Source organism: Streptomyces sp. NPDC044984 (assembly GCF_040646935.1).
GTDB lineage: Bacteria > Actinomycetota > Actinomycetes > Streptomycetales > Streptomycetaceae > Streptomyces.
This window is the reverse complement of sequence record NZ_JBEZBE010000021.1, coordinates 20,147-32,102: the sequence shown is the minus strand read 5'-3', so window position 1 is coordinate 32,102 and position 11,956 is coordinate 20,147. Positions and strand designations below refer to the sequence as shown.

The 11,956-nt window shown below is 72.3% G+C and carries 12 protein-coding genes and 1 riboswitch; of the genes, 6 read left to right on the top strand and 6 right to left on the bottom strand.

What is annotated here, in order from left to right; translation table 11 throughout:
• The first annotated feature begins 89 nt into the window (after positions 1–89).
• Positions 90–1,028, top strand: coding sequence for a carbohydrate-binding protein (locus AB0A94_RS22835; protein ID WP_361746993.1), 939 nt, complete (start codon positions 90–92; stop codon positions 1,026–1,028).
• A 16-nt stretch (positions 1,029–1,044) separates the two neighbouring features.
• Here AB0A94_RS22835 and AB0A94_RS22830 read toward each other — a convergent pair whose 3' ends face one another.
• From AB0A94_RS22830 to AB0A94_RS22820, 3 genes are all read right to left on the bottom strand, one after another.
• Positions 1,045–1,974, bottom strand: coding sequence for a 1-phosphofructokinase family hexose kinase (locus tag AB0A94_RS22830; RefSeq protein WP_361746991.1), 930 nt, complete (start codon positions 1,972–1,974; stop codon positions 1,045–1,047).
• 117 nt (positions 1,975–2,091) lie between these two features.
• Positions 2,092–3,246, bottom strand: a complete 1,155-nt coding sequence (nagA, locus tag AB0A94_RS22825; protein ID WP_361746990.1) for an N-acetylglucosamine-6-phosphate deacetylase — start codon at positions 3,244–3,246, stop codon at positions 2,092–2,094.
• The gene (locus AB0A94_RS22820; RefSeq protein WP_361746988.1) at positions 3,246–4,199 is read right to left on the bottom strand and encodes an ROK family protein; all 954 of its coding nucleotides are present in this window, start codon (positions 4,197–4,199) and stop codon (positions 3,246–3,248) included. Before AB0A94_RS22820 ends, nagA begins: the two co-directional genes overlap by 1 nt.
• A 120-nt stretch (positions 4,200–4,319) precedes the next feature.
• Here AB0A94_RS22820 and AB0A94_RS22815 point away from each other — a divergent pair, with 120 nt between their 5' ends.
• On the top strand, positions 4,320–5,585 hold the full coding sequence (locus AB0A94_RS22815) for an extracellular solute-binding protein (protein WP_361746986.1): 1,266 nt from the start codon (positions 4,320–4,322) through the stop codon (positions 5,583–5,585).
• 10 nt (positions 5,586–5,595) lie between these two features.
• On the top strand, positions 5,596–5,850 hold the full coding sequence (locus AB0A94_RS22810; protein WP_361746983.1) for a DUF3263 domain-containing protein: 255 nt from the start codon (positions 5,596–5,598) through the stop codon (positions 5,848–5,850).
• 115 nt (positions 5,851–5,965) lie between these two features.
• On the opposite strand, the gene otsB is transcribed toward AB0A94_RS22810, so the two are convergent.
• Genes otsB through AB0A94_RS22795 form a run of 3 tightly spaced genes read right to left on the bottom strand, consistent with a single transcriptional unit; the run spans position 5,966 to position 9,300 of the window.
• Entirely contained in the window at positions 5,966–6,829 is an 864-nt protein-coding gene (otsB, locus tag AB0A94_RS22805; protein ID WP_361746981.1) for a trehalose-phosphatase, read from the bottom strand.
• Positions 6,830–6,889: 60 nt separating this feature from the next.
• Positions 6,890–8,296, bottom strand: coding sequence for a trehalose-6-phosphate synthase (locus AB0A94_RS22800; protein ID WP_361746978.1), 1,407 nt, complete (start codon positions 8,294–8,296; stop codon positions 6,890–6,892).
• Positions 8,297–8,355: 59 nt separating this feature from the next.
• Positions 8,356–9,300 carry a glucosyl-3-phosphoglycerate synthase gene (locus tag AB0A94_RS22795; protein ID WP_361746976.1) on the bottom strand — a complete coding sequence of 315 codons (945 nt, stop codon included), beginning with the start codon at positions 9,298–9,300 and terminating at the stop codon, positions 8,356–8,358.
• A gap of 140 nt (positions 9,301–9,440) precedes the next feature.
• Positions 9,441–9,588: riboswitch (SAM riboswitch) on the top strand.
• Between the two features lie 17 nt (positions 9,589–9,605).
• Between AB0A94_RS22795 and thrC the strand changes: the two genes are divergently transcribed.
• From thrC to AB0A94_RS22780, 3 genes are all read left to right on the top strand, one after another.
• On the top strand, positions 9,606–10,904 hold the full coding sequence (gene thrC / locus AB0A94_RS22790; protein ID WP_361746973.1) for a threonine synthase: 1,299 nt from the start codon (positions 9,606–9,608) through the stop codon (positions 10,902–10,904).
• A gap of 120 nt (positions 10,905–11,024) precedes the next feature.
• Positions 11,025–11,300, top strand: a complete 276-nt coding sequence (locus AB0A94_RS22785; protein WP_030164968.1) for a MoaD/ThiS family protein — start codon at positions 11,025–11,027, stop codon at positions 11,298–11,300.
• Between the two features lie 429 nt (positions 11,301–11,729).
• Positions 11,730–11,933: a cold-shock protein gene (locus tag AB0A94_RS22780; RefSeq protein WP_004929928.1), complete on the top strand. Its 204-nt coding sequence runs from the start codon at positions 11,730–11,732 to the stop codon at positions 11,931–11,933.
• Positions 11,934–11,956: the final 23 nt, after the last annotated feature.

The following is an 11,956-nucleotide window of genomic DNA, read 5'->3' as shown; positions in this document are numbered from 1 at the left end:
GGGTCACCCGTTCGGGCCATGGGAAGCGGGTAGGCTCGCTTACTCCACCTCTCGTACCGCACCCGATCCGCAGCTAGGAGCACCAAGGGATGACGGCCGGCAACAACGGCGCGAGCACGCCGGAGGACGACGACCCGTTCGGCTACCTCTACGCCGACGGGCAGGCCAACGGGGCCCAGCCGCCGTCCGGGGGCTACGGCTACCCCAACTCGGTCAACCGGGTGCGGCCGGTCGGGACCCGCCAGTACGGCCAGCAGGCCCCCGCTCCGCAGGCACCGCCGCAGCAGCAGGGCGTCTACGGCCAGCCGAACGCCCACTACGCCGCCCCGGAGACGCTGCCCGGCGGCGCCGGCACCACCCATGCGCACCAGCCGTCGCACGGCGGCGGGGGCGGCCGGGGCCGCGGCCCGAACACCAAGGGACTGCTCATCGGCGCGATCGCGGTGGTCGCCGCGGTCGTGATCGGCATCAGCGTCGCCATGATCGGCGGCGACGACGACGGGGACGAGGGCGGCAACCAGGCAGGCGCGACTCCGTCCCAGACCCAGGACAGCTCCGAACCGAGCCCGTCGGCGAGCGGCGGTGAGGCGGAGGAGGAGGCCGAGCTGCCGACCATCGACGCGAAGGCGCTCCGCCTGGGCGGGGGCGCGGTCACGGCCTCCGACATCAAGGGCGCGAAGGCCGACGGCGGCGTCTACGTGACGGGCTTCAACAAGGTGGGCGCGAAGGTCACCTGGACCGTCAACGGCATGAAGGAAGGCACCTACCGGTTCTACGTGGGCTATGGCATCCCGGGTGAGGACGCCAACGCGACCGTGGTGGTCAACGGCAAGTCCGCGACCCGTCCCCTGAACATGAAGAACTTCGGCGGAACGCCCAAGGGAGACTGGGAAAAGGGCTGGCAGACCTCCTGGTCCAACGTGAACCTGACCGACGGCACGAACACCATCGAGCTGGCCTGCAACGAGGGCAACCAGTGCAACGCCGTCTTCGACCAGTTCTGGCTGACGGAGGAACCGCCGAGCTGACCGCACCGGGCATGCCTCAGGCCACGTCGGCCTCCCCCGCGACCGTCACCCGCCCGAGCAGCTCCTCGTAAGCGCCCTGGTCGAACTCGCCGGCCACCCGGGACAGAACTGTCGCCGCGGACAACGCCGCCGCCCGGGCGAGGCGGTCGGGCCAGGGGCGGTGCTCCACCAGGGCGGACAGCAGGCCCGCGACGGCCGCGTCGCCCGCGCCGGTCGGGTTGCCGCGCAGTCGTCGCGGAGGGGCCGCGCGCCAGTGGCCCTCGGGGGTCACCGCGAGCAGGCCCTCCGGGCCCAGGGAGGCGACCACCGCGCCCGCGCCGCGCCGACGGGCCTCCTGGGTGGCGCGCAGCGGCTCGTGGGAACCGGTGAGTCCGGCCAGCTCCTCGGCGTTCGGCTTGAGGACGTCGGGCCGTCCGGCGACCCCGCGGCGCAGCGCCGCGCCGCTGGTGTCGAGGAGGGTGGGGACCCCGGCCGCGCGTGCCGTGCGGATCAGTCCCGCGTACGCGCCCACCGGGACGCCCGGGGGCAGGCTGCCGCACAGGGCCACCGCCGAGGCGCCGGCCACCAGGTCCTCGTACACCTCCTGGAAGGCGGACCACTCGGCGTGGGTGATCACCGGGCCGGGCTCGTTGAGCCGGGTGGTGGTGCCGGAGCGCTCGTCGAGGACCGCGACGGTGCGCCGGGTCGTGCCGGAGACCGGGACCAGCGCGTCCGCCAGGCGCGGGACCCCGGTGAGCCGGTCCCGCAGGATCCGGCCCGTCGTGCCGCCCGAGAAGCCGGTGACCGTCACCTCGTGACCGAGGGCGGCGAGCACCCGGGCCACGTTGACGCCCTTGCCGCCGGGGCGTTCCGTCACCTCGGCGACCCGGTGGGAGGTCCCCGGCCGCAGGGACGGTACGCGATAGGTGATGTCGAGAGCGGTGTTCAGCGTGACCGTGAGGATCACCGGGCCGACCCCCCTTTGTGCCTGTGCCTGCCGTGGAACCCGTGGTCACGATCATGCCAAACGGGTGGCGGCCGGCCCACCCCCGGACCGGCCGCCGTCCGTCCGCCGCGGGACGGATCAGCCCAGTCGGGGATCGACCACCCATTCCCCCCGGCGCATGACGCCCTTGAGGACGAAGTCCGCGTCCAGGACCACCAGGTCGGCGTCCTTGCCGGGCTCCAGGGAGCCGATCCGGTCGTCCAGGCCGAGCAGCCGCGCCGGGTTGGCGGAGATCGCCCGCACGACGTCCTCGACGGGCAGCCCGTCCACCGTCACCGCCCGCTGGAAGGCGCGGTCCAGGGTGAGCGTGGACCCGGCGATCGAACCGCCCTCCACCAGCCGGGCCACCCCGTCCGCGACCTCGACCTCCAGCGGGCCCAGCATGTAGCGGCCGTCGCCGAAGCCGGCCGCGTCCATCGCGTCGGTGACGAAGGCGACCCGGGCGGCGCCCGCGTGGTGGAAGGCCAGCCGGAGCGCGGCCGGATGCAGGTGGGTGCCGTCGTTGATCAGCTCGACGGTGACCCGCTCGTCCTCGAGGAGGGCGGTGATCGGGCCCGGGGCGCGGTGGCCGAGCGGCGGCATCGCGTTGAACAGGTGGGTGGCGACGGTCGCGCCCGCGTCGATGGCCCGGAGCGTCTGCTCGTACGTGGCGTCCGTGTGCCCGACCGCCGCGATCACCCCGTGATCGGCGAGCAGCCGTACGGAGTCCAGGCCGCCCGGCAGCTCGGTGGCCAGCGTCATCATCCTCGCCTGTCCGTGCGCCGCGTCGATCAGCTTGCGGACCTCGGCCGGGTCGGGGTCGCGCAGCAGCCCCTCGTCGTGCGCGCCCTTGCGGCACGGGGAGATGAACGGTCCCTCGAAGTGGATGCCGGCGATGTCGCCCTGCTGGGCCAGCTCGGCGAGCATCCCGGCCTGCCGGGCGAGGAAGTGCAGGTCGCCGGTGACGGCGGAGGCGACCACCGTGGTGGTGCCGTGCAGCCGGTGGGTGTGCACGCCCTTGAGGACGTCCTCGGCGGTGCCGCCGGTGAAGGACGCCCCGCCGCCGCCGTGGTTGTGGAGGTCGACGAAGCCGGGGACCACCCAGTGGCCGCTCAGGTCGACCGTCTCGGCCGCCGGGGAACCTCCCGGCGCCGTGTCCGCGATCCGCGTGCCCTCGACGGTCACGCGGCCGTCGTCCACGGTCCCGGTGGGCAGGACCACCCGGGCACCGGCGAGAACCTTGGTGGGGGCCATCAGGTGGTTACCTCCGAGGGGTACGAGGGGTCAGTGGTGTCGATCAGGTCCCGGGCGAGGAGCCCCGCGCCCAGGCATCCGGCGGTGTCCCCGAGGGCCGCGGGGACCAGGGACGGCAGTTTCTGGAAGGTGACCCGCCGCCGGACGGCCTCCCGCAGCGGTGTGAACAAGGTTTCCCCCGCCTCGGCGAGCCCGCCACCGACGATCAGGGTGCGGGGGTCCAGCAGGGTGAGCGCGGTGACCAGCCCGTCGGCGAGGGCGTCCACCGCCTCCTGCCACACCTGACGGGCCCGTGCGTCCCCGGACTCGACGGCCTTCGCGCAGTCCGCCGCGTCCGCGCCGGGGTCACCGCAGGCCGCGGCCCAGGCCTCGCTCACCGCGGCGGCGGACGCGAACCGCTCCAGACAGCCGCGCTGCCCGCACGGGCAGGGGGTGCCCCGAGGCCGTACGACGATGTGGCCGATCTCGCCCGCGAAGCCGTGCGCACCCGCCTCCACCCGGCCGTCGACGCCGATGGCGCCCGCGATACCGGTGCCCAGCGCCACGAACAGGAAGCGGTCGGCGCCCCGGCCCGCCCCGATGCGGCCCTCGGCGAGACCGCCGGTGCGCACGTCGTGGCCGAGGGCGACGGGGACGCCGCCGAGCCGTTCGGTGAGCAGTGCGCGCAGCGGGACGTCGCGCCAGCCGAGGTTGGCCGCGTAGACGGCGACGCCCTCCGCCTCGTCGACGATGCCGGGGACGGCGACGCCGGCGGCGGACGCGGCCTCGCCGTACCGCCGTACGCCGTGGGCGCGCAGGTCCGCCGCGAAGTCGAGGATGTCCGCGACGACCGCGTCCGGGCCGCGTTCGCGGCCGGTGGACCGGCGGGCCCGGTGCAGCAGCTCGCCGTCCGCCCCGATCAGGGCGGCCTTCATCCCGGTGCCGCCCACATCGAGGGCGATGACGTGTTTCACGGGGAACAGTGTGGACCGGCCACCCGCGAGAGGTCTAGTCCACTCGCGTGGTGTAGACCTTATTCCGATTATCGAAAACCTTTCGGGATGGCGCGGAGCGCCGGAGCAGGGGCAGGGCAAGTGCAGCGGCGGGTCAGGACAAGGGCGATCGCGGTGGTGTCCGCACTGGGGCTGACGGGGGTCCTCGGCGGATGCGGGTTCGGCGGGTCCTCCGACGTGACCCTGAGGCTGGTCGCCGCCGACTACGGCGACAGTGCGGCCAACAGTTCCAAGAAGTACTGGGCCGACCTGGTCGAGCGGTACGAGGCCGAACACCCCGACGTGAAGATCGACGTCAGCGTCTACTCCTGGAACGACGTCGACCGCGAGGTCAAGGAGATGGTCGACGCGGGCGACCCGCCGGACATGGCGCAGATCGGCGCGTACGCCGACTACGCGGCCGAGGGCAAGCTCTACAAGGCCGGCGACCTGCTCTCCATCCCCGTCCAGGCGGACTTCCTCGCCCAGCTGACCACCGCGGGCGAGGTCAACAGCGTGCAGTACGGCCTGCCGTTCGCCTCCTCCACGCGCGTGCTGTTCTACAACAAGAAGCTGTTCGCCGAGGCCGGCGTCACCCCGCCGCGGACCTGGGACGAGCTCGCCGCGGCCGCCGGGGCGCTCAAGGCGGAGGGCGTGAAGTACCCGTACGCGCTGCCGCTCGGCCCGGAGGAGGCGCAGGCCGAGACCATGCAGTGGCTGCTCAGCGGCGGCGGCGGCTACACCGACATCACGGGCACGTACAGCATCGACTCCGCGCAGAACGTCGAGACCTTCGCCTGGCTGAAGGACGAACTGGTCGGCAAGGGCCTGACCGGTCCCGTCGCGCCCGGCGAGCTCGACCGGGCCGACGCGTTCGCGGCGTTCGCCGCCGGGGACGTCGGCATGCTCAACGGGCACCCCTCGCTGATGGAGACGGCGAAGGCGAAGGGCGTGGAGTTCGGCATGGTGCCAACGCCGGGCATCGACGGCGAGAGCCAGGTCACGCTCGGTGTCGCCGACTGGATGATGGCCTTCAAGGAGAACGGCCACCGCGACCAGGTCGGCGAGTTCCTCGACTTCGTCTACAGCGAGGAGAACGTGCTCGACTTCTCCCGCGAGTACAACCTGCTGCCGGTCACCAACTCCGCGTCCCGGGCGATGGCCTCCTCCGACCAGGACAAGGACCTCAAGCCCTTCCTCGACCAGCTGGCGACCTCGGAGCTCTACCCGGTCGGCAACACCTCCTGGGCGACGGTCAACGCGGCGGTCAAGAAGCGGATCGGCAAGGCGGTGGCCCCGGGCGGCAGCCCCGCCGGCGTCCTCGGCGGACTCCAGGCGACGGCGACGCGCGCGGAGAGCGCGGAGTAACCTGCGGGGCATGGACACGGGGGACGAGGAGCACGAGGCCGGCGGGCTGGCCCGGCGCGGACAGCAGATCCTGGCGATGGAACGCCGCGGCTTCTCCGGCCCCGGCGTCAAGGAACGCGCGATCCGCGAGGAGCTGGGCCTGGCCCCCGTCCGCTACTACCAGCTCCTGAACGCCCTCCTGGACGACCCCCGGGCCCTGGCCCACGACCCGGTCACGGTCAACCGCCTGCGCCGCGTACGGGAAACCCGCCGCACGGAGCGTTGAGCCCGGCCCTGACAGCCCGTCCGGCGTTCGAGGACGAGGCCCGTTCAGGGCCGAAGGGGGGTCCGGGGGCGCAGCCCCCGGGGACGGGGAAGGGCGGCGGGGGCGAGGAGAACCGTCAGGACATCCGACCCGCCAGCCCCCGCAGCAGCCGTACGACCCCCGCCGGTCCGTCGACCACCAGATCCGCCCGTTCCCGCAGCTCCGCGACCTCGTCGCTGCCGCTGCACACCAGCAGACCGGGGGTACCGGCCGAGCGGAGCTTGTCGACGGCCGTGTAGGCGGCGAGGTCGCCCAGGTCGTCCCCGGCGTAGAGGACCGACCCGGCGCCGATCTCACGGGCGTACTCCAGCAGGGCGACGCCCTTGTCCATCCCGGGCGGGCGCAGCTCCAGGACCATGCGGCCGGGCTCGACGACGAGGCCGTTCCTGGTGGCGAGGTCGGTGAGCGGCTCGCGCAGGGCCTCGAACGCGGCCTGCGGATCGGTGGCCCGGCGGGTGTGGACCGCCACCGCCCGGCCGCCCTTCTCCTCGATCCACGTGCCCCGCCACGCGCCGACCCGGTCGAGCAGCCCCGGCAGTTCCGCGCGGGCGGCGGCGACACCGGGGTGCGGGGCGGGCGCGGTGACCGTACCGGTGACGGCCTCCCAGCGCTCGGCGCCGTAGTGGCCGAGAACGACGAGGTGCTCCAGACCGGGGACGCCCGCGAAGCCCCCGTTCCGGACCGCGACCCCCGCCGGCCGGCCCGTGACGACGGCGACCGCGGCCACCTTCGGGGCGAGCGCGGCGAGCGCGGGCACCGCGTCGGGGTGCGCGCGGGCCTGCTCGGGGTCGGCCACGATCGGCGCGAGTGTTCCGTCGAAGTCGAGCCCGATCAGCGCCTTCCCCGGCTGGGAGAGAAGCGCGTCCAGCCCTTCCCGCCCGGCCTGCGTGGCGGGTGTCGGCGTGGCATTCGGGTCCGTGGAATCCGTGTGGCTGGCCATACCGTCCAACCTATCCGCGCCCGCCCCCGCACACGCCTGTGTGACCGGCCATACCTCCGGTCAGCCGGGCGTTCCGTCCCGCAGCGCCTCCAGCTGCTCCAGGAACCACCGCGCCGGGGGCAGCGCGGTCGCCGCCGCGGCCAGGCGCTTGGCGCGCTCGGCGCGTTCGTCCGGGCCCATCGTCAGGGCCTCGTGCAGGGCGCCGGCGGTCCCGACGACGTCGTACGGGTTGACCGTGAGCGCGTCCTCGCCCAGCTCCTCGTGGGCGCCCGCCTCCCGCGACAGCACCAGCGCGCAGCCCGCGTCGGAGACGACCGGGACCTCCTTGGCGACCAGGTTCATGCCGTCGCGGATCGGGTTGACCAGGGCCACGTCCGCCAGCCGGTACGCGGCGAGGGAGCGCGCGAAGTCGTCCTTGACGTGCAGGACGACCGGCCGCCAGCCCGGCGTGCCGTACCGCTCGTTGATGTCGTCCGCGACCCGCCGCACCTCGGCGGTGTAGTCGCGGTACACGGCGAGGTCCTGCCGGGAGGGGTAGGCGAACGCGACGTGCACGACGCGCTCGCGCCACTCGGGGTGGTCGTCCAGGAGCTGCCGGTACGCCAGCAGTCCGCGCACGATGTTCTTCGACAGCTCGGTCCGGTCGACCCGGACGATCGTCCGGCGTCCCTCGCCGATCTCCTCCTTCAGCGCGGTGATCCGCTCCTCGACGTCCGCCTCGTGGGCGCGGGCGCGCAGGAAGTCCGCGTCGGCGCCGAGGCCGTGCACCCCGACGCGGGTCTCCCCGAGCCCGTCCGCGAACCGCTCGCAGCACGCGGTGAACGCGTCCGCCCAGCGGCGGGTGAGGAAGCCGAGCCGGTCGGCGCCGAGCATCCCGCGCAGCACCTGCCGCGCGATGTCGTCCGGCAGCAGCGCGAAGTACTCCGGCGGCGCCCACGGCGTGTGCGAGAAGTGGGCGATGCGCAGGTCGGGGCGGAGCTCGCGGAGCATCCCGGGGACGAGGGTCAGGTGGTAGTCCTGGACCAGCACCGCCGCGCCCCGCGCCGCCTCCTCGGCCAGCGCCTCGGCGAACGCCCGGTTGTAGGCCTCGTACGACGCCCACTGCCGGCGGAACTCCGCGTCGAAGACCGGCTCCAGCGGCGTCTGGTACAGCATGTGGTGCACGAACCACAGCACCGAGTTGGCGATCCCGTTGTACGCGTCCGCGTGCACGTCCGCCGGGATGTCCAGCATCCGCACGCCGTCCTCGCCGACTCCGCGCCGCACCGCCTCGCGGTCGCCGTCGGACAGCGCCGAGCACACCCACAGCGCCCCGGCGTCCGGCCCGATCGCCGACAGCCCGGACACCAGCCCGCCACCGCCCCGCCCGGTCCGCAGCGAACCGTCGTCCTCCACCGTGTACGAGACGGGCCCGCGATTCGACGCGACCAGCACCTGAGCACCCTGAGCAGCCTGCGTGACAGCCATAGACGTCAACCTAGCCCGGCCCCGGAGACCTCAAACGCACCTGATCGGCCGTATACGGGTCAGGCCACCCGCCGCGCCTGGTACTCCGCGATCTCCGCCATCGGGGGCCGCTCCTCCGTGTCGACGGAGTACGTACGGGGCTCGAAGTTGTCGCCCGCCCGCTCGAACTGGGTGAGGGACGGCCGGATCAGATGGCCGCGGGCCAGGCGGAGCTGGGCGGTGCGGTAGATCGCGGCGGCCATCCGGCCGAGGGCCTGGCCGTCCTGGTGGCGGTGGATGCGGACGCCGACGTCGACCTGGGCCAGGGCGTCCAGGCCCGCCAGGTGCAGGGCGTCGACCAGCATGCCGAGCTCGACGCCGTACCCGACCGGGAACGGGAGCTGTTCGAGGAGGGTGCGGCGGGCCGCGTACTCGCCGCCGAGCGGCTGGACGAAGCCGGCCAGCTGGGGCCAGTGCATGTTCAGCAGCGGACGGGCCATCAGCTCGGTGACCCGGCCGCCCTGACCGGCCGCGGCGCCGAGCGGGCGGTCGTACATGGCCTTGACCAGCTGCACGTCCGGCTCGGTGAGCAGCGGGCCGACGATGCCGGAGACGAAGTCGGAGGAGAACTCCCGCAGGTCCGCGTCGACGAAGCACACGATGTCGCCGCGGGTGACCAGCAGGGAGCGCCACAGCACCTCGCCCTTGCCGGGCACCGCCGGTATCCGGGGCAGGATCGCGTCCCGGTGCACCACGCGCGCGCCCGCCGCCGCCGCCACCTCGGCCGTGCGGTCGGTCGAGCCCGAGTCGACCACCACCACCTCGTCGACCAGGGGGACCTGGAGCACCAGGTCGTGCCGGATCACCGACACGATGTCGCCGACCGTCGCCTCCTCGTCGAGCGCGGGCAGCACCACGCTCACCGTCTGCCCCGTGGCACGCTTCGCCGCCAGGATCCGGTGGAGCGGGCGGTCGGCCACGGACCAGGAGCGGTCGACCAGCCAGCGCTCGACTTCTTCCAGCACGGTCCCGGGCTCCTCACTGGCCTGTGATCCATCTCGCGGTTCGGACGACTATCTCAACCATGCAGGCCTTCGGTTACAGTCTTGAACAACGCCGATGACCACCGCATGCCGGGGTCACCGCGCGGACGACAACTGAACACCGCTCATCCAGAGGGGCAGAGGGACACGGCCCGATGAAGCCCCGGCAACCCTCCAGTCGGTTCTTGTCACACGGACGTGGCGAGGCTCCCGGCTAGGGAAGGTGCCAAATCCGTCTCACGGCGAGGTGCGTCGTGAGGAAGATGAGGAGAAAGGGCCTCGCCTCCATGGCTGTGCAGACCGTTGCAAGCACCACCGAATCCGCCGCCGCGAACTCCGTCGACCTGGGCCCCGCCGCCGCGCTCTCCTGCCGCGAATGCGGACACCGGGTCCCCCTCGGCCCCGTCTTCGCCTGCGAGGAGTGTTTCGGCCCGCTGGAGATCGCGTACGACTTCTCGGCCCACGACACCGAGGAGCTCCGCAAGCGGATCGAGGCGGGACCCGCGAACATCTGGCGCTACGCGCCGCTGCTGCCCGTCCCGGCGGACGTGGCGACCAAGCCGAACCTGAACCCCGGCTGGACCAAGCTCGTCCAGGCCGACAACCTCGCGCGTGAGCTGGGCGTCGACGCCGGCAAGCTGTTCGTCAAGGACGACTCCGGCAACCCGACGCACTCCTTCAAGGACCGCGTCGTCGCCCAGGCCATCGAGGCCGCCCGCGCCTTCGGCTTCACCACCCTCTCCTGCTCCTCCACCGGCAACCTCGCCGGCGCGGTGGGCGCCGCCGCGGCCCGTGCCGGGTTCCGGTCCTGCGTGTTCATCCCGCACGACCTGGAGCAGGGCAAGGTCGTCATGGCCGCCGTCTACGGCGGTGAGCTCGTCGGCATCGAGGGCAACTACGACGACGTGAACCGCTTCTGCTCCGAGCTGATCGGCGACCCGGCCGGCGAGGGCTGGGGCTTCGTCAACGTCAACCTGCGGCCGTACTACGCGGAGGGGTCGAAGACCCTCGCGTACGAGATCTGCGAGCAGCTCGGCTGGCGGCTCCCGGACCAGATCGTCGTCCCGATCGCGTCCGGCTCGCAGCTCACGAAGATCGACAAGGGGCTGCAGGAGCTGATCGGGCTCGGGCTGGTCGAGGACAGGCCGTACAAGATCTTCGGTGCGCAGGCCGAGGGGTGCTCGCCGGTGTCCACCGCGTACAAGGCGGGGCACGACGTCGTACGTCCGCAGAAGCCGGACACGATCGCCAAGTCGCTGGCGATCGGGAACCCGGCGGACGGTCCGTACGTCCTGGACATCGCCCGTCGGACGGGCGGGGCGGTGGAGGACGTCACGGACGAGCAGATCGTCGACGCGATCAAGCTGCTGGCGCGCACCGAGGGGATCTTCGCGGAGACCGCGGGGGGTGTCACGGTCGGCGTGACCAGGAAGCTGCTGGAGAGCGGGGTGCTCGACCCGTCCTTGACCACCGTCGTGCTCAACACGGGTGACGGCCTGAAGACGCTGGACGCGGTGGCGGGGACGGGGCTCACGGCGACGATCCGTCCCAGCCTGGAGTCGTTCCGTGAGGCCGGGCTCGCTTGAGGACTGCTTCACCGTTCTCGTCCGCGGGCCGGTGGGGGCTGATCGCGCTCACGCGGCGGCAGCCGCATGCCGAACACAGTCCCGCGCCCCTGAGCAAGTCACCTGACCGGAGGTTTTGAAGTGAGCGTTACCGTGCGTATCCCGACCATTCTGCGTACCTACACCGGTGGGCAGGCCGAGGTGAGCGCCGAAGGGGCCACCCTCGCCGAGGTCATCTCGGACCTGGAGAAGAACCACACCGGGATCGCCGCCCGGGTGCTGGACGACCAGGGCAAGCTGCGGCGGTTCGTGAACGTCTACGTCAACGACGACGACGTGCGGTTCGAGCAGGGGCTCGAGACGGCCACCCCGGACGGGGCCGGCGTGTCGATCATTCCGGCGGTGGCCGGAGGCTGATCATTACCTTCGGTAATGACGGTTACCGAGTGTTTGGCTCATTGCCCCCTCCGTGAGAGAAGCGGAGGGGGCAATTCCATGGGATTGAGCGCGGTAGAGTTGGGGAACGCGCTCCCGGTCCACTGATCGGAAACACTGAATTCCTGCCGCAGGCCGACTGGATGCAGCCAAAGTGTCGGCACCTTCTGCGGCATTTGTGGCCTTTGTGTGGCCCGACTTGCCCTGGATTCAGGCGAATTCTCGCCACATTCCGGACCGGCGTCGTCCAGATTTCTCGTCCGACTGACCTGTTGCAGACGGCAGTTGGACAGATACATTCAGCCGCGGTCGACGCGTTCCGGCGCACGCCCCCAACCATTGGGGGGTGAGGTCTGACCCGGATCCGCGAAGTGCGGATCCGTGCAAGGGCCAGTAATAGGGGAGTTAGGCATGGCTCAGGGCACCGTCAAGTGGTTCAACGCGGAGAAGGGGTACGGCTTCATCGCGGTCGACGGTGGTGCGGATGTTTTCGTCCACTACAGCGCGATCCAGATGGACGGCTACCGCACCCTCGAAGAAGGCCAGCGGGTCGAGTTCGAGATCTCGCAGGGTCAGAAGGGCCCGCAGGCCGACATGGTTCGTCTCAGCGCCTGAACGCGCCATCAGCCGCAAGCATC

Excerpts from the sequence above, each read along its gene's own strand:
- AB0A94_RS22835 (WP_361746993.1), top strand. The coding sequence starts at position 90 with ATGACGGCCGGCAACAACGGCGCGAGCACGCCGGAGGACGACGACCCG.
- nagA (WP_361746990.1), bottom strand. The coding sequence starts at position 3,246 with ATGGCCCCCACCAAGGTTCTCGCCGGTGCCCGGGTGGTCCTGCCCACC.
- AB0A94_RS22810 (WP_361746983.1), top strand. The coding sequence starts at position 5,596 with ATGGACACGGGGGACGAGGAGCACGAGGCCGGCGGGCTGGCCCGGCGC.
- otsB (WP_361746981.1), bottom strand. The coding sequence starts at position 6,829 with ATGGCCAGCCACACGGATTCCACGGACCCGAATGCCACGCCGACACCC.
- AB0A94_RS22800 (WP_361746978.1), bottom strand. The coding sequence starts at position 8,296 with ATGGCTGTCACGCAGGCTGCTCAGGGTGCTCAGGTGCTGGTCGCGTCG.
- thrC (WP_361746973.1), top strand. The coding sequence starts at position 9,606 with ATGGCTGTGCAGACCGTTGCAAGCACCACCGAATCCGCCGCCGCGAAC.
- AB0A94_RS22780 (WP_004929928.1), top strand. The coding sequence starts at position 11,730 with ATGGCTCAGGGCACCGTCAAGTGGTTCAACGCGGAGAAGGGGTACGGC.